Source organism: Mucilaginibacter sp. (assembly GCF_039935595.1).
Classification (GTDB): Bacteria; Bacteroidota; Bacteroidia; order Sphingobacteriales; family Sphingobacteriaceae; genus Mucilaginibacter.
In genome coordinates, this window is record NZ_JBDTJZ010000225.1 from 1 (window position 1) to 18,061 (window position 18,061).

At 40.7% G+C, this 18,061-nt stretch carries 15 protein-coding genes; 5 read left to right on the forward strand and 10 right to left on the reverse strand.

Annotated features, from left to right (window positions below; translation table 11 throughout):
• Window positions 1-897 (reverse strand): cation:proton antiporter (locus ABI367_RS16085; protein WP_462227413.1); only part of this gene is annotated, 897 nt, incomplete at its 3' end.
• Between the two features lie 13 nt (window positions 898-910).
• On the reverse strand, window positions 911-2,206 hold the full coding sequence (locus tag ABI367_RS16090; protein WP_462227414.1) for an NAD(P)/FAD-dependent oxidoreductase: 1,296 nt from the start codon (window positions 2,204-2,206) through the stop codon (window positions 911-913).
• Between the two features lie 174 nt (window positions 2,207-2,380).
• Between ABI367_RS16090 and argB the strand changes: the two genes are divergently transcribed.
• Window positions 2,381-3,178: an acetylglutamate kinase gene (argB, locus tag ABI367_RS16095; protein WP_462227415.1), complete on the forward strand. Its 798-nt coding sequence runs from the start codon at window positions 2,381-2,383 to the stop codon at window positions 3,176-3,178.
• Window positions 3,175-3,984 carry a pyrroline-5-carboxylate reductase gene (gene proC, locus ABI367_RS16100; RefSeq protein ID WP_462227416.1) on the forward strand — a complete coding sequence of 270 codons (810 nt, stop codon included), beginning with the start codon at window positions 3,175-3,177 and terminating at the stop codon, window positions 3,982-3,984. The genes argB and proC overlap by 4 nt, the downstream gene beginning before the upstream one ends.
• Before the next feature lie 58 nt (window positions 3,985-4,042).
• Here proC and gpmA read toward each other — a convergent pair whose 3' ends face one another.
• Entirely contained in the window at window positions 4,043-4,732 is a 690-nt protein-coding gene (gpmA, locus tag ABI367_RS16105; protein WP_462227417.1) for a 2,3-diphosphoglycerate-dependent phosphoglycerate mutase, read from the reverse strand.
• Between the two features lie 64 nt (window positions 4,733-4,796).
• On the opposite strand from gpmA, the gene ABI367_RS16110 reads away from it, so the two are divergent.
• Complete coding sequence (locus ABI367_RS16110) at window positions 4,797-5,180, forward strand: SRPBCC domain-containing protein (RefSeq protein WP_462227418.1); 384 nt, start codon at window positions 4,797-4,799, stop codon at window positions 5,178-5,180.
• 77 nt (window positions 5,181-5,257) lie between these two features.
• Here ABI367_RS16110 and ABI367_RS16115 read toward each other — a convergent pair whose 3' ends face one another.
• The 5 genes from ABI367_RS16115 to ABI367_RS16135 all read right to left on the reverse strand — a co-directional run bounded on the left by ABI367_RS16115 (window position 5,258) and on the right by ABI367_RS16135 (window position 11,323).
• Window positions 5,258-6,706, reverse strand: coding sequence for a family 43 glycosylhydrolase (locus tag ABI367_RS16115; protein WP_462227419.1), 1,449 nt, complete (start codon window positions 6,704-6,706; stop codon window positions 5,258-5,260).
• 51 nt (window positions 6,707-6,757) lie between these two features.
• Window positions 6,758-7,561 carry a hypothetical protein gene (locus ABI367_RS16120; protein ID WP_462227420.1) on the reverse strand — a complete coding sequence of 268 codons (804 nt, stop codon included), beginning with the start codon at window positions 7,559-7,561 and terminating at the stop codon, window positions 6,758-6,760.
• A gap of 246 nt (window positions 7,562-7,807) precedes the next feature.
• The gene (locus tag ABI367_RS16125; protein WP_462227421.1) at window positions 7,808-9,202 is read right to left on the reverse strand and encodes a DUF6089 family protein; all 1,395 of its coding nucleotides are present in this window, start codon (window positions 9,200-9,202) and stop codon (window positions 7,808-7,810) included.
• Between the two features lie 297 nt (window positions 9,203-9,499).
• The gene (locus ABI367_RS16130) at window positions 9,500-10,825 is read right to left on the reverse strand and encodes an OmpA family protein (RefSeq protein WP_462227422.1); all 1,326 of its coding nucleotides are present in this window, start codon (window positions 10,823-10,825) and stop codon (window positions 9,500-9,502) included.
• 75 nt (window positions 10,826-10,900) lie between these two features.
• Entirely contained in the window at window positions 10,901-11,323 is a 423-nt protein-coding gene (locus ABI367_RS16135; RefSeq protein ID WP_462227423.1) for an OsmC family protein, read from the reverse strand.
• Between the two features lie 108 nt (window positions 11,324-11,431).
• Between ABI367_RS16135 and ABI367_RS16140 the strand changes: the two genes are divergently transcribed.
• A complete protein-coding gene (locus ABI367_RS16140) occupies window positions 11,432-11,920 on the forward strand; it encodes a hypothetical protein (RefSeq protein ID WP_462227424.1) in 489 nt (162 codons plus the stop codon).
• Window positions 11,921-11,983: 63 nt separating this feature from the next.
• Window positions 11,984-13,222: a nucleoside recognition domain-containing protein gene (locus ABI367_RS16145; protein ID WP_462227425.1), complete on the forward strand. Its 1,239-nt coding sequence runs from the start codon at window positions 11,984-11,986 to the stop codon at window positions 13,220-13,222.
• A 303-nt stretch (window positions 13,223-13,525) separates the two neighbouring features.
• Here ABI367_RS16145 and ABI367_RS16150 read toward each other — a convergent pair whose 3' ends face one another.
• Both ABI367_RS16150 and ABI367_RS16155 read right to left on the reverse strand, forming a co-directional pair.
• Window positions 13,526-16,924, reverse strand: coding sequence for an efflux RND transporter permease subunit (locus tag ABI367_RS16150; RefSeq protein ID WP_462227426.1), 3,399 nt, complete (start codon window positions 16,922-16,924; stop codon window positions 13,526-13,528).
• Between the two features lie 32 nt (window positions 16,925-16,956).
• Window positions 16,957-18,051 (reverse strand): efflux RND transporter periplasmic adaptor subunit, encoded by a 1,095-nt coding sequence (locus ABI367_RS16155; RefSeq protein ID WP_462227427.1) that lies wholly within the window; start codon window positions 18,049-18,051, stop codon window positions 16,957-16,959.
• Between the last annotated feature and the right edge of the window lie 10 nt (window positions 18,052-18,061).

Genomic DNA, 18,061 nt, shown 5'->3' on the forward strand with positions numbered 1-18,061 from the left:
AATGGTGTTTAGCATTTCGTCTATCAGCAGCCAAAATTTTTCTAATGATTCGTGCGAATGATCTCGCCAATCCGAATTGATGCTCTGGTTACCTGCAAATAACCCGGCAAAAACAACAGCCAGCGGGATAGACAAATGCAAAAAAGTAGCAATAATAGATATACTCATTACCAAACCTAATGATACCAGCACAATGGTTTGAAAATCTTTAATAGATTTCATCAGCTTAAACGCCAAATACCCCAACACCAATCCTAATATAATGCCGCCAAATACCTCCTGGGCAAATAATAACAGCGTATCTCCTATATCAATATTATCCTTCCCCGATCGTATAAAATCTAATATGGTAACAAATAACACCAAACCCAAACCATCATTAAATAACGATTCGCCGGTAATAATGGTTTCCAGATGTACCGGCAGCTTTGAATTTTTAATAATGGCTCCCACTGCAACCGGATCGGTAGGTGATATTAACGCGCCGAATAAAAAGCAATATAATATAGGGATATGTATCTTAAAAAGCAGTGCGGCCCCATAAAATAGTCCTCCAAAAATAGCTGTAGATAATATAACGCCGATGGTACTCAGTATAAATACCGGGCGCATTTCTCTTTTAAGTCGCTTGGTGTTCAGGTTAAAGGAACTGGAAAAAAGTAGGAAGCCCAGCATAATATTTAATACCGTACTTGTAAAGTTGATATGCTTTGCCAGGATAGTTAAATAGCTTGCTATACGCGGATTTAGCCCATCAATAATTAAAATAATTATGGATATGGCAATGGCGATGGTTACAATACCAATTGTACCCGGAAGTTTTAAAAAGCGGGCGTTGAGATACGAACATGTTGAACTTACTATAACCAGTAACGCAATTATTTGGAACAGATCCATTAATATAAATTAATTATTTTTCGGGTTCAACCATCCTGGTTTTCCTGTTAAAGCTTCTTATGATCAGGCGGTTATCGCTGTTTTTGGTAAAATAATTAATGGCCCACGTTAAAAAAACAGATGATTTATTAGAAAATCCGGCTAACGATAATATATGCACCAGCCCCCATAACAACCAGGCAAAAAAGCCATGAAAATGCAGTTTCCAGATATCAGCTACCGCTTTATTGCGCCCTATAGTTGCTAAAGTGCCTTTATCATGATATTGGAAAGGCTCGGTCGGTTCGTTATTAATTAAGTGTACCAGGTTTTTAGCCAGCCACTCTCCTTGCTGTATAGCTACAGGGGCCACACCCGGATGTCCATTAGGAAATTGCTCACTGATAATTGCAGCTACGTCGCCAATGGCAAATACATTTTGGTAGCCCTTTACCCGGTTTATTTCATCTGTTTGTATACGCGATCCCCTGGTAAAAGTAGCGGCTGTCATTCCTTCGGGTGCCTCGCCTACTACACCTGCGGCCCAAAATACATTACGCGCTTTAAGGGTCATGCCGTCATCTATCTTTAGCGTTAGTCCATCATAACTTTCAACATGCACACTATTATATATGATCACATCATTGGCCGATAAATATTGCTTGGCTTTGTGCGAGGCATGTTCAGACATGGCCGCTAATAGCCTGTCTTTACCTTCAACCAGGTAAACCTTCATATCATGCTTGCTGAGGCCATGATAATCTTTCATTAATATCAGTTGCCGCATTTCGGCCAGCGCACCTGATAGCTCAACACCCGTAGGGCCGCCGCCTACCACAACAAAGGTCATTAAGGCATCTTTTTCGGCTTCATCCTTAGTTATAATAGCTTGTTCAAGATGTTGTAGTATAAGGCCGCGCAGGTTTAGCGCCTCGGGCAAATTCTTCATCGGCATTACATAAGATTCCAGTTCCTTGTTACCGAAAAAATTGGTGTCCGATCCGGTAGCTACCACCAAATAATCATAACTTATTTCGCCAATATTGGTGCTAACAGTATTTTTTTCGGCATTTATATTTTCAACGTAAGCCAGGTTAAAGCTGATATTATCCTGGTGAGTAAATATGCGACGTATGGGGAATACGATCGAATCGGCAGCTACCGCCCCCATAGCAACCTGATAAAGTAATGGCTGAAAAGTATGGTAATTATGCTTGTCCAGCATCAATATATCAACCGGGGCATATTTTAGCTTTTTAGCTAACTGTAACCCGGCAAAACCTCCGCCAATAATGACCACGCGGGGCCGGCTTGTATTTTTTTGATCCATCTATAAAATTATGTGCAATAAACTTACTGTTTGTAAATTACGCTAATTCAGCCAATTTCACATACAACTGTTTTTAAAGTAAAAGTGTTTTAGCTTGATGTATTAATGGCGGTTTAAAACACCATTTCATCAAGATTTACTTATTTTAGCATCCAAATTGTATAAACCGGTAGTATGACACCCATACATATTGTTAAAATAGGCGGCAACGTAATTGATAACTCCGAAAACCTGCATCATTTTTTAAAAGATTTTACAGCGTTGGATGGTTATAAAATACTGGTGCATGGGGGTGGCAAAGCAGCAACCCAACTTTCAGAAACGTTGGGTATTGAAGCTAAATTGGTTGATGGTCGCCGTATTACAGATATTGAGACCTTACGCGTGGTCACGATGGTGTATGGGGGATTGATCAACAAGAACATAGTGGCCCAGCTACAACGTTTTGGTAATAATGCCATAGGTCTTACCGGTGCTGACGGTAATTTTATCCGCGCAAAAAAGCGTCCGGTAAAAACTATTGATTATGGTTTTGTGGGCGATATCGACGATACATCCATCAACCCAAACAATATAAGTAAATTGCTGGAAGCCGGCTTTACCCCTGTTTTTTGCGCCATAACGCATGATGGCGATGGCCAGCTATTAAATACCAATGCCGATACCATTGCATCAGCTTTAGCTGTATCTTTGGCAAAGCTTTACAGTACCACCTTAATATATTGCTTTGAAAAGAAGGGTGTTTTGCTGGATATTGATGATGAAGATTCTATAATACGCGAGCTTGACCCGGTACGGTACGAAGAATTAAAATTGAAACAAATAATACACAGCGGTATGCTGCCCAAGCTGGATAATGCATTTACCGCTATAGCCTGCGGCGTTAAAGCTGTAATTATTGGCCGGTCGGACGAGTTGGGGCAGTTAAAAAATAAACAGCCATTTGGCACACGTTTAAGTACAAGTATATGAGCACACAACAACATATTGCCATTTTAGGCAGCGGTAACATGGGTTTAGCATTAGCTAAAGGTTTAGTAAAGGCAGGCATATACCAGCCGCAGCAAATTACATTAACCCGCCGCAGCATGGCACCACTGGCCGAACATGAAGCCAACGGCTATCAGGTTACAACCGATAACGCGAAAGCGGTAAGCAACGCAACTATTGTGGTTTTAGCGGTATTACCACAGCAACTAAATAAGCTATTAGCCGAAATAAAACCCGCTGTGAAACCTACAAACCAATTGTTAATATCCGTAATATCAGGTGTTAACTGCGTGGATATACGTGAGCAATTAGCTATGGATGTACAGGTGGTGCGGGCTATGCCTAATACGGCTATCGCTATAGGCGAATCAATGACCTGTATAGCGTCTGACACCGGAACAGAAGAAAATATTAAACTGGTAAGGTCATTATTTGACACTGTTGGTGTAACCATACAAATAAATGAGGACCTGATGACAGCCGCTACCGCGCTTTGCGCATGTGGTGTTGCATTCTTTTTACGTGCCATACGCGCAGCCTCGCAAGGTGGTACCGAAATTGGTTTCCATGCGCATGATGCCCTGCAAATGGCTGCCCAAACCGCCAAAGGCGCTGCCGATCTGTTATTAAAATTAGCCTCGCACCCTGAGAAAGAAATTGATAAAGTAACCTCTCCAAAAGGCTGTACTATAGCAGGTTTAAATGAGATGGAGCATAACGGCTTTAGCTCGGCCATGATAAAGGGGATAAAATTATCTGCTGAAAAGGCGGGAGAATTGTATAAGTAAGCAGAAAGCTTAAAGCAGAAAGACCAAAGCTTTTTGCTTTAAGCTTTAAGCTTTCTGCTTATTCCAAATAATAATGCGCTATCCTGTTCAAATTATCATCCAACTCGTAAACCAAAGGCTGCGCTGTTGGTATTTCCAGTTGGCTAACATCTTCATCGGTTAAATTATCCAAGTATTTTATTAGTGCCCGCAGGCTGTTCCCGTGCGCGCAAATGATGAGCCGTTGCTTTTGCTGCAGGGCTGGCATTATGGTTTCCTGCCAATAAGGCAAAACCCTACTCATAGTTTGGGTTAAATTTTCGGTAAGGGGCAGTTCGGCCTCGGTTAAATCTTTATATTTGGGGTCAAAACCCGGATATCGTTTGTCATCCCGTGTTATGGGTGGTGGGTCTTCATTAGGATCACGGCGCCATTTTTGCACTTGTTCTACCCCATATTTCTCAACGGTTTCAGTTTTATTTAAACCCTGCAACGCACCGTAAAAGCGTTCATTAAGCCTCCAGGTTGTTTGTACAGGTATTTTCAGTTCGTCCATTTCTTCCAATACAATATGCAGGGTTTTAATACAACGCTGCAATACTGATGAATACCCCGCGTCAAATTCATACCCATGTTTTTTTAGTAAGATACCCGCACGTTTGGCCTGTTCGTAGCCTTCGACGGACAGGTCAACATCTGTCCAGCCCGTAAAGCGGTTTTCCAGATTCCAAACACTTTCGCCGTGGCGAATTAATACTAATTTGAGCATATCTGCTATCTTAACGTTTTAATTAAAGATGGGTTTTTAATTTGATAAATGATAAATTGCACTCGTGAAAGATTTTAAAAAGTACTACATAATTCCGGCTACGCCTGATGAGGTTTACCTCGCCCTTACAAACCCGGTCACTATACAACTATGGACAGGCGAAGCTGCTGAAATGTCAACTGAGCCCGGGTCAGAGTTTTCGATGTGGGAAGGCAGTATTGTAGGTAAGAACCTGGAGTTTGAGCCGGGTAAAAAAATAGTACAGCAATGGTATTTTGATGGGCAGCCCGAGCAATCAATAGTTACTATTAAACTGCATCTTGATAAAGCCGGTACATCGGCCGAATTAAAACATACAGGTATTCCGGATGAGGATTATAACGATATAGTAGAAGGTTGGAACAATAGCTATTTTGGCGCGCTGATTGACTTTTACGAAGGCTATTAATAGATTTTAATAAAAAGGGGCCGACTAAAATCACCATGATCATAGTCGGCCCCTTTTTTATAAAACTAATTGGCTTTTTAATAACCAATAAAATTCCATTTCGAATTATCACTATTTATATCAAACTTAGCTAAGGCCGGTGTGCCGTCACCAACCGATACAAGCGCTAACTTTTCTTTTGAGTTTGGAACCATCTTAGGCATTATGCGGTATGTACCATCGGTTAACTGATCAATTTTCCATAATTGTTCGGCTGCGCCGGTAAACGCGGGAACGGATATTACCTGTCCGTCCGCTGTCGCTGTCAATGCCCTTTCTGTTCCGGCTATGGTAATTTTATAATATGGAGCACCGAAGTAACCACTTGAATCGGGAGCAGCGGTAACTGTCCATTTTTGATGCGGACGGGCTATGTAATCACTTATCCTTACCGGAATATCCCCGGTTGGCCAGTTTTTAATAACATCAGCCACTTGTTGGTCAGCAACAGGTTTTACAGGGCCGGCATTATTACGACCACCGCCAAAACCGCCGCCACCACCCGCCATACTAGTTGGGTCAACTGCTAACTCTAAGCTAAATCCTCTTCTTTCTGATTGTATTTCGTAAGTTCCTGCCTTTACGTTCTCGCCCATTACAGGCCAACCGTTTTTCCAAACTATCGGAAGAATACCTAATACGCTGCTTCCACCCTGATCAAGATCTGCCTCCCAATGGATAGACATTTTTTCTACTCCGGGTTCAACAATCTCACGTCCAAAATGGCCTGGGCCTATTAAGCGTGGGCGGGTTGTAGCAACCATTTTGCCGCCACCTTCTAACATACTTCTGCCTACATTGTCCATAAATGGACCGGTAATACTTTTAGAGCGGCCAACAACTACGTTATAGGTAGAATTTGGACCGGCGCAGCAAGTACCATGCGTGCCTAACAGGTAATACCAGCCATCATGATAGATCATATCAGATGCTTCGCAATCAATGGCAACATTAACTGGCTTATTGCCTGCTACACGTTTGCCTGTTTTAGGATCAAGCTCCACAAGGCGGATGTATCCAAAATAGGTACCGTATGTTAGCCATAGTTTTCCGGTAGTTGGGTCAAGCATTAGTCCCGGGTCAATAGCGTCATTTTCTTCATAACCGTCGGACGAGGCAACCATAACCGGTTCAGAGTATTTAAAATCGGGAGATTTTGGGTCCAATGTTTTGTTCCACATGGAAAGGATGGCACCTTTATGGTTACCACCACCGCCGGTTGCCCCGTATACCACAAGGAAGCGATCACCAATTTTTATAGCATCAGGTGCGGCACCACCGCCCGGGCGTACACCACCGCTATGCCATTTCCAGCCGTCTTCGGATATTATGCCGCCGCCACCTGTGCCAAAGGTGTAATATTTTCCATGATCTTCAACAACCGTTCCTGGATCATGTATGTTTGGTTTACCTATCTGCGCTATTGATGATTGCGTTATTGACGCTATTAACAAGGCAGCCAGACTGATTATTTTATGTCTTTTCATTATATAAATTCTATTTCAGAAGTTGATTGATACGTTAATGGACTAAAAAATTTATTCGTAACTGATACTGTAGTTTTTAACCGGTGCACCTTTCTCATCAATAAACCGCACACAGAAGTTACACATGCCTTGTCCATTAATAACCGCGACGCGAATAACGTTCCTTCCTTTTTTAAGCGTTAAAAGCGGTGAGGCCACATTATCAACTATAATATCCTTATCGCCCGGAATCATCAATGCTTCCTGGCCATTTAACCAAAACGCACCGCCCGAATTAACTCCCGCAGCAATGCGTACGTTTTTAATTTCTTCGGGGCAATTAATTACAGTTACCAGCCAAAATAGCACACCTGCCCGCGCCTTGTTTGTTGCATAGCTAAAATGGTATAAATTAAAGTTGAATGACTTGCTGTCTAACGCGTACCATTTTAAATCCTGATCGCCAATTTTTACGGTTTGGCCATTTTTTGGAACAGCGCTATAATCTTGTGAAAAATTATCAACGGCAAAAGTTGTTTTCAGGTAGCTTTCGGTGATGGTGCTATTGCTGCGAAGGTTTTTCTTAACAGGTTCAAGCACCAGCCAGCGCTGAATAAATCCCTTGGCATCTGGTGCTTTTTTAATAGCAGTAGCCGGGGTAAAGTGTATAGACAATGAGTGCGTAGTATCCCCAGCTATAGGTATAGGTGGTAGGCTTGGCCCGCGTCCAAAGCCACCGGGTCCTCCTGGCCCTTGTCCTGGCGGTCGTTGGCCTGGTCCTGGCGCCTGCCCAAAAGCATTTGTGGCACCTATCTGTAATCCTAATAAAACTACAAAAGCCATAGCCGGCAAAAAGTATTTGTGTTTTTTGTTCATGAAAGATTTATTTGTAATGGTTATTGGTTTTTAAATGGAGCAAACTATCTTTCAAACGTACAAAACGAAATTGAAAAAAAGAACAGGTACAGTTGGTTAAATTAATGTGTTGATTATTTGCCGGTTGAAGGAACGTCTGTCTTAGCGGAATAAGAAAAGTTGAAACAAAAATAATACAAAAAAAGGCCTACCAAAAAGCGGTAATTTCGCTTTTTGGTAGGCCCAGTTGTTATTTATCTGTCGATCTTAGAATAAAGTAAACTCTACCCTACGGTTTTGTTGACGACCTTTTGCAGTTTTGTTACTTGCAATTGGTTGTGTTTCGCCATAACCGGTAGCTTCAATGCGTGATGCATTGGCACCTTGACTTACCAAATAGTTTTTAACTGATTCGGCGCGTTCTTTAGATAACTTCATGTTAGCGTCGTTTGAACCTACATTATCAGTGTGTCCTGCTAATTTTAAACTGAAATTTTTCTCTTTCAATAAATCTGCAACCCTATTTAAACTTGGGAACGAGTGAGCGCGAATAGTTGATTTTGCAAAATCAAACTCAAGATTTCTAATGGCTTCTTTTACAATTTTTCTATCTGCTTCTGTTACGTATACTTTAACATCAGGTTTTTGAATAACCGGTGCCGGAAGCGGGCAACCAGCGCCGTCAACCTTAGTACCCGCAGGTGTTCCAGGACATTTATCTAAAAAGTCAGGCACACCATCTCCATCACTATCGGCTGTAAATTTGGCCAGGCTAGCATTCATTTCGTTTTTCGCAGCGTTAAGGTCATTTCTTAACTGGTCATTTTGTGCTTTTTGTGCATCAATAGCCATTTGCAAGCGTGCTTCGTCCATCATGTACTCATCACGCATAGAATTAACCGGGTTATGTGTGGCTAATTGTGGTTTTGACCTGCTGCCAAGGGCAAATTCAAGGCCGATGTGTGCGTATGAGAACCTGTCGTTATTATTAGAATAATTATAACCATCAAGATTGTCAGAGTTAACAAAGCTTACCTGATATCCCAAATCGATATTTACTGCCTTTGATACATTCAGTTTAAAACCAACACCTATTGGTACATAAAATTCACTTATTTTACCACCATCGGTGTTTTTAAAATTAACTTTTGCAGTACCGTCAGAAGGAGTAAGCACAGGTTTGTAACCCATAAAACCGCCACCTGCAGTAAAGTAAGGTTGTATACCGGTTGTTTTATAATGCCAGTTAATATTTGCCAGCGTATAGTTTCCACTTAAGCTAACCGCATAATTTAAGCTGGTAGATACGCTATTATAGGCGCTATTATTAAACGGCGCCGGACGCATAGCTGAATTATTGGCTTCTATTTTACCACCTAAATAATCGGCTTGTATACCAAATGAGGGCAGTATTTGCTTTTTAATGTAAAGGCCGTAACCTAATGCCACCTGCGGCGACATAAAATCCTGGCGACTATTGTTTTGTAAAGGGGTATAAGTACTTAACATACCCACATTAACACCTATTGACCAGGTGTTGAAGGCTGCATCGCCCGAAAAAGGTTTAACATAGTTAGGGTCGGTAACAGACTGTGCAAATGCACAGCTTCCCAGCAAAACTCCCGTAAGTGAGAAAGCGGCTTGTTTTAAAATTGATTTCATTGTATGAGTTTTTAGTTGACTGCCTGTTTTAAATAAGCATTACACTCATTAGGCAACATTAATGCCAGTACCAGGTAAGTTGTATTTTAAAATATACACATGTTAACATATTTGCACGTATGTTATTACAATACAGCTATTTATAAGTAACTAAAAATTACCTTTAGTAACATCTGAAAATGCAAACTGCATGTAAAACACAAAGAGGATTATGGATTTAATACTATACAACATTGTATGAATGGTGTATCAGCCATTGATATGATATAACCAATAACTGTAGGTTAAAACCATCAATTAATATAAGGTAAATTCTACCCTGCGGTTTTGTTGCCTGCCTTCGGGAGTAGCGTTTGATGCAATGGGTTGATCACGGCCATAGCCTATCGCTTCAATTTTTGCGGGGCTAACGCCCTTACTTATAAGATATGATTTTACAGCGTTAGCCCTATCCTGCGAGAATTTTAAATTAACCTCTGTTGGGCCTACATTGTCAGTATATCCGGCTAATTTAAGGCTAAACTTTTTATCTATAATCAGCTGCGCTAAACTATTTAAGCTTGGAAATGACGATGATCTTATTATAGCCGAATTAAAGTTAAATTCCAGGTTATCTACAGCTTCTTTTACCACCTCTTTATCCTGATCCGTTACATACACAATTTTTTCCTGCGGCAAGGGTATTACTAACGGGCAGCCCGAGCCGTCAACCTTGGTGCCTTTGGGTGTATTGGCGCACTTATCATACAAGTCGGCCACACCATCATCATCGCCATCGGTAAGCGCACGTTTAAAATTATTATTGCTGGCTGTTAAATTGTTGCTTAATTTTTCGTTTGCAGCCTTTTGGTCATTCAATTCCTGCTGAAAGTTTTGTGCCTGTCTTAAATACTCTGCACGCATCGAGGCTACCGGATTATGTGTGGCCAACTGTTGTTTGGTACGGTCACCTATAGCAAACTCTAAACCAAAATGAGGGTAAATAAACCGATCGTTGCCGTTACCAAGATCTACCCCGTCAAAATTATCTGCGCTTACAAAATTTACCGTAGCGCCCAAGTCAAGATTAACGCCACTTGAAACCTTAATTTTAAAACCCGCGCTTACAGGGATAAAATAGGATTTAAAACCACCGGGTTGAACCTCTTTGGTAACCGGCGGGATGCTAAGGTCTGTTAAAGCGGGGCTGTAAGCCATGTAACCCACGCCTGCACCTATATAAGGCAAAACCAACCCGCTCCTGTTGCGCCAGTTTATATTAGCTAAAATTAAATTCAGGTTTAATGATGCCGCCCAGTTTATTTTGGTAAGATACTTTTCATAGAGACCATTAGACGAACCCTCGGAAGTTACCCTGCCGGTCATAAAATCAGCCTGGACCCCTAAGGTTGATAAAATTTGCTTTTTGATAAAGCCGCCATAACCATATTGATAACTGGGGGTATGAAAGTCGTCGCCAAAAGGTTGGGTGTAACCACCTACAAAACCAATTGACCATGTACGGAATGCGCTGATCTTTGAAAAAGGCTCAACATAAGCCGAATCAAGATCCTGGGCAAAGGCACTTGTTCCCCATAAAATCGCAACAAAAAATAAGGAGATCTTAGTAAAAATCGACTTCATATAACAGGATCAATAGCTATGCTGGTTGATACTTGTAAACATAATTATATTTTAGTAAACCAACGGCAATAAATATCAATCATGTATAAATAGTTCCCATTTTATCTCGGCCCCCGCCTGCTCAAGCGTAGCCGCAACCGAGCAATATTTACCAACAGATAGTTCAACCGCTTTTACTGCTTTATCACGGTTAATGTCGCCATATAAATGAAATTCAATATTAATATTTTTCCATAATGATGGCTCTACTCCCGCTTCCCTGTCGCCGTTAACCACCATTTTATAGTCGCGTACTTCCTGGCGCTGTTTTTTTAATATCCCTATTACATCAATGGCCGAGCAGCCTGCCAGGCCAACTAATAATAATTGCATGGGCCTGGCCCCATAATTTTGCCCGCCATTATTGGGGTTAGTATCCATTTTAATAACGTGGCCGTTCTCGTCGGTAACGTCAAATCCGTAATCGCCGCTTACACGTGCTAATTCTACTTTAGGCATAACTTTATATTATGTAACAATGAAGCTAAGTTATGATTTTTGAAGTTTTAAACTTTGCCCCAAGCTAACATTTATGTAATTTTAGTAACATCCAAGTGTAAAAAATACATGAAAAAAGCAGTATTAGTTGTGGTAATGATCTGTTGTTCAATGTTATGTTTTGCGCAAAGCAGTTTAATATCGTTTGAGGACATTAAATACATATTACATAATGACCTTGACCGGGCCGACACCTTTTTAGTAGCTAAAGGATACAGGGTGAAATCAAAAAATATAAAAAAGAAATATTATGAATATACCATGCCCATTAAGGGCGGTACCTTTGTTAATGTAAGCTTACGTGCAGATGGCAGACGTATGTTTATTGACCTGGAAACTACTGAATTGGGCCAATATGACCTGATCTATAATTCCATTATGCAGTACCCCAACAAAAGCAGTGTTTTGGCCGGCGATGTACAAACTTATGTTATAAAAGGCGTGTGTACAGCCTATATTACCGTTACTGATACCGTACCCTACAACCCGTTAAGGAAGGACTACGATATACAAATAGTTGCCGATAAAAACGTTATGGCCGATAGGGACCTGAACTAATTTTTTGAAGTAAATATTCCTCGTCTGTAAAAAACATTTATCTTCATTGCTTTAATATTATACATGGCTTTAAATTATATCTGGATATTATTTTTTGTTATAGCCTTTGTTATTGGCTTGTTTAAGCTGATATTTTTAGGCGATACTGATATATTCAGGCTTATGGTTGATGGCACGTTTGATTCGGCCAAATCAGCGGTAATGGATATAGCGTTGCCATTAGTTGGTATTATGGCTTTTTACCTGGGCATTTTAAAAGTAGCCGAAAAGGCTGGGGCCATTAATTTTCTATCGCGTATTGTAGGGCCGTTTTTTAGCAGGTTGTTTCCGGAGGTACCCGAAAACCATCCCGCAGTTGGGCAAATGATGATGAATTATGCCGCCAATTTATTGGGACTTGATAACGCGGCCACCCCTTTCGGTTTAAAAGCTATGAACGGACTGCAGGAATTAAATAAAGATAAAGACACCGCATCAAATTCGCAGATCATGTTTTTGGTGCTTCATGCCTCCGGGTTAACGCTTTTGCCCATAGCCATTATAGCACAACGCGCTATATACAATTCAAAAGATCCTACCGATATATTTATCCCCTGTATTATTGCCACGTATGTTGCTACACTTGCCGGCTTAATTGTGGTGAGCATTAAGCAAAGAATAAACTTGTTTGACAGGGTAATTTTATCATGGCTGGGCGGCATTACTGCATTTATTGGTTTAGTGGTTTGGTATTTTACCGTTTATTTAACCAAGGCGCAGATAAGCGAGGTATCAAAAGTGTTTAGCAACTTAACCTTATTTGGGTTGCCTGTATTATTTATATTAGGGGGCTTGCGTAAAAAAATAAACGTTTTTGAAACCTTTATTGAAGGTGCAAAAGAAAGCTTTGATATAGCTATAAAAATAATACCCTACCTGGTTGCCTTATTAACGGCGGTAAGTATATTTAGATTAAGCGGGGCGGTTACTTACTTAGGCGATGGCTTTAAATGGATATTTAGTCACTTTAATATTGATACCCGTTTTACTGATGTACTGCCCATTGCGTTTTTACGCCCACTAAGCGGTTCGGGTGCGCGGGCCATGATGCTTGATAACTTGAAAGTATTTGGGCCCGATAGTTTTACCGGGCATTTATCCAGTGTTTTATACGGCACTGCCGATACCACCTTTTATATTGTGGCCCTTTATTTTGGTGCCATAGGCGTTAAAAAAACACGTTATACTATACCCGCCATGCTTATTGCGGACTTTTTTGGGATAGTTACCGCTATATTAATTTCGTACCTGTTTTTTGGATAATATAGAAAGGATAAAAAAAATCAGGCCGATACTAATACCGGCCTGATAATCACTCTAAAACAATCACCTCTAAACTTCAGAAGTATCTTTATATTGATGTGAAGAACATAATTCTTCGCACCTAATCAACGGGCAAATATACTCATTGCACTAATAAATGTTTAAACTTGTTTTGGTTTTTTACTCCTAACTGACAGTAGGTTATCTGCGTTAATTAAGTAAAGGCTAAACAGGTTTCAGGCAGGTACTTTAAACTAAAAAAGCCACATTTATGAAACGTGACTTTTTTAGTTTTATTTTATATTATTCGGCAATTTCTTGCGGTTTTACTTTCTTTTTAAATCGCGCTTTTATATTGTAGCGTATCAGGTACATACATGGTACCAGTATGAGGGTTATAATAGTTGCAAAACCTAACCCAAATATCATAGTCCATGATAGCGGGCCCCAAAATGCTACGTTATCGCCACCGAAGTGTATATGCGGTTTAAACTCGGTAAACAGGCCCACAAAATCAATATTAAACCCAACGGCTAATGGTATTAGGCCCAATATGGCTGCGGTAGCTGTTAACACAACAGGTGTCATACGGGTACGGCCGGCTTCAACAACGGCATCATGTATGCTGACGCCTTGTTCCATCAGCAAATCAGTAAACTCAACCAGTAATATACCGTTACGTACCACCACACCCGCAAGCGCTATAATACCTACCCCGGTCATTACTATAGTAATGGTCATCCCGAATATACTTACGCCCAGAAACACACCTATAATACTGAACAGTATCTCGCTCAAAATAATAAGCGTTTTACCAACCGAGTTAAACTGCACCATCAAGATGATCAATATGATACCGAATGATGAACCCAAAGCACCCAATAAGAAGTTCATAGCTTCCTGTTGATCTTCCTGTCCGCCACCCATTTTAACACTTACGTTATCCGGTTTTTTAAAATCGTTTATAGCACGCTGTATGTTGGCATTTACTTCGTTTGCATTATAAGGCTTAATAACATTTGAGCTTAAAGTAAGCACACGCCTTTGCTGCTTGTGTTTAATGTTGCTAAAGGTGTTGGTAAACCTAACATCGGTAAAGGCAGATATAGGTACTTGGCGTATAGCACCACCGGTGGCCAAATCACGGTAAGTTATTTTAAGATTTTTTATCGCGTCAATATTAGTACGCTGATCTTCCTGCGCCCTAACATTTATCTCGTAGTTATCTTCGCGGGTATTCCTAAAATCAGCTGCTTTAAAACCGTATATCGTAGTAAATAGAGCCTGACTTATTTGCCCGCTGTTTATACCCTCGCGATTGGCACGCTCCCTGTCGATATCAAAAACCAATTCGGGTTTATCGTCCTGCACGTCGGCCTGTAAATTTTCAATACCTTCTATGCCTTGTTTAGCCAGGTAGTTTTTTAACCTGCCTGATGTTTTAACCAGGGTATCCAGATTTTCGCACGCCAGTTCAATACTAATATCCTTTTGCGTTGGCGGACCGCCACCCTCCTGGTCAACAGTAATTTTGGCCCCAGGCACACCGGTAACTGCTTTGCGTATCCTGGCTAATATTTCTTTAGTGTCTTTACCGTGGCGTTTGCCAAACTCCACAAAAGCTACAGTAATTTTTGCTTTGTTAGGATAATTGCCCTGATCTTCATCCTGAGGGTCGGTAACGCTTACTGTAACGTTTGAAATAATGGATGATATAATGTCCTTATCAGGCTCGGCTACTTTGGCAACACGTTGTTCCAGTTTTTTGGTAACCTCGTTGGTATAAGCCTGATCAGTACCTGTGGGCAGGGTTATGTACACATACACAAAGTTAGGGTCGGCTTGCGGAAAGAACTCTACCTTGGGCGAACGTATAATGGTAAATGCTATGCTCAGGAAAAATAGCGCTATGGTTCCGAATAATACGGTCCACGGCCTTTGTACAGCACGTTCTATCCAGCGGGCATACCATGACTGGAATTTTGGCCATGAATTTTTCTGGAACCTGTCTATCACCTGTAATAAAACAAAATGATTTAACAGGTACAATACAGCGGCAAGTACTACAAAATTACCAACGCCAAAATTTATCAGGTAACCAACCACAGCCGCTATACCTAAAAATATCAGGGCCCGTTTAACGCTTCTGTCAAATTTCGGGTTATCATGTTCGCCGTCATGGTGCGGTTTCATAAAATCAACCGCGAAAACCGGGTTAATAATATAAGCCACCACCAGGGATGCCAATAGAGTAATTATTAAAGTTATAGGCAGGAAGAACATGAATTTACCAATCAAACTGTTCCAGAATGCCAGTGGTATAAATGGTGCCAGCGTGGTCATGGTGCCTGAAAATACAGGCAGGAACACCTCTCCGGCAGCTATTTTAGCGGCTTGTTTAATTGGTACCGCGCCGTTGCGGAATATACGGTGTGTGTTCTCAATTACCACAATAGCATCATCCACCACAATACCCAATGCCAGCAGGAACGAGAACAATACGATCATATTCAGCGTAAAGCCAATAACAGGCATTACCAGGAACGCGATAAAGCACGATAATGGTACCGACAGCGCCACAAATAACGCGTTGGTGGTACCCATAAAAAACATCAGGATAATAGTTACCAGTATAAAGCCTATAATAATGGTATTGACCAGATCATTAATAGTGGTACGGGTTTTATCAGATTGATCGCCGGTAACAATAATATCCAATCCTTTTGGGAAATCTGTTTTTTGTTTAAGCTTAATCAGGTCAGTAATTTTGTTCGAGGCTTCTATCAGGTTCTCTCCCGCCCTTTTACTTACCGCTAACGTTATAACGTTTTTAAATTCGTTGTCATTGGTGTTTTTTAAACGGGCGTAGCTTTCCTGCTCATGAAAGCTATCTTTAACCTCGGCAATATCACGCAGGTAAATAGCCTGGCCCTTAGGGTTACGAATAACCATAGCGGCTACTTCGCCGGCATTTTTAAAATCCTGTTTAATATCAATAGAGCGTTGTACGCCGTCAATTTTATAATCACCGGCGGAGGTTATAATGTTTTCATAACCAATGGCATTTATAATATCGGTATAACTTACCTGCGCGGCGGTCATTTTGTTCAGATCAACATTTACCTGTATCTCGGGTTTTAAGGCACCTACCTCATCAACCTTTGATATCTCTTTCATGCTCTCAATATCATCCTTCAGGTTATCGGCATATTCCTTTAACTTTTTCAGATCATAATCGCCTGATATATTCACATATAAAATAGGCAGATCGGCAACGTTGATATCCGATATGGTAGATTCTTTAAGGTTATTATCATTTTGAGGCAGATCAGGCTTGGCTTTATCAACCGCTTCTTTTACATCTATTTTAGCATCCTTTATCAGTATATTACCATTAAACTCGCAGGTGATGATAGATACGTTTTGATAGGAGTTTGACGTAACCTTTTTAAGCCCTTTTAATGATTTTAACTTCTTTTCAATCTGCCGGGTTACCAATACCTCAATATTTTGAGGCGATTGCCCTGCATAGGTAGTAGTTATAAATACCTTTGATTGCGCTATATCCGGATAGTTTTCTTTTGGTAAACTGTTATAGCTCACCAATCCGAGTACAGTTATTAAAAATACCATCACATATACAGCGGTTTTATTTTCAATAGCCCAGCTGGATGGTTTAAATTCTTTGTCAAGATCTTTCATTAGATCAAATTTTTATAATGAGGTAAATAACCTTATTGTGAAACTTTTAATTTATCTCCGTCTTCAATATCACCTGCGCCTTCAACCACTACCTTATCGCCCGCTTTAACGCCTGATGTTATTTCAACCTGACCGTTTGATATTGCGCCTTGTTGTATATTTCTACGTTTAGCAAAACCATTTTCGTCAACAAAAACATAATTGCCGCCCTCTGAATTTTGTATAGCTTTTAAAGGGATACTGATAGCGTTGCTTTTTGAATAGTTGGCAATTTTTAAAACCGCGGTCATATTAGGGCGAAGTGTACTACGATCAGGAAGTTTGATCTCGATAGGAAAACTACGCGATACCGGGTCAATTACTTTAGCAGCGAAAGTGATTTTAGTTACCAGCGAATCATTAGCATCCGGAAATACAATTTTAACATTGTTACCTTGTTTAACAGTACCAGTATATGATTCAGGTACATCAGCCTTAACTTTTAAAATATCGGCATTAACAATACGTATACCGGTTGTACCCGGCATAGCCACCTGGCCCAGTTTAAGGTCCATTTGGTCAATAGTACCGTTAATAGGCGATTTGATACGGTACATATCTGCCTGCTGTTGTAATGCTGCAACTTGTTTTTGCGCGCTTTGTAAATTAGCCTGTGCCTGTAAAAATTGCACCTCGGTACCAATTTTCTGATCCCATAGATTTTTTTGACGCTCAAATAAAGTGCGCACCAATCCTACCTGTACTTCGGCCTGGGCAATGTTTTGTTTTAAAACGCTGTTGTCCAGTTGTGCCAATATCTGGCCCTTGCTTACATGTTGGCCCGGTTTGGCATCTATGGCAGTAATTATGCCCTGCGCCTGCGGATAGGCGGTAACGTTATCCTGCGCATCAATTTTACCCTGAATATCTACATAGTTGGTAAAATTGGTTGTTTTAGCTACAACCACACTCACATCAGTTACCTTAACCGAATCGGGGTTAGTAGTTTCGGCCTGAAGCTTACTTATTTTATCGCTTAGTTCGGCCTGTTGCTTTTTAAGGTCGGCCAATTCAGCTTTTTTATCTTTTGGCTTATTTGAACATGCCGCTAAAAGCAATATAGCCGGTATAATAATTAGTTTTTTCATGTTGTTATAT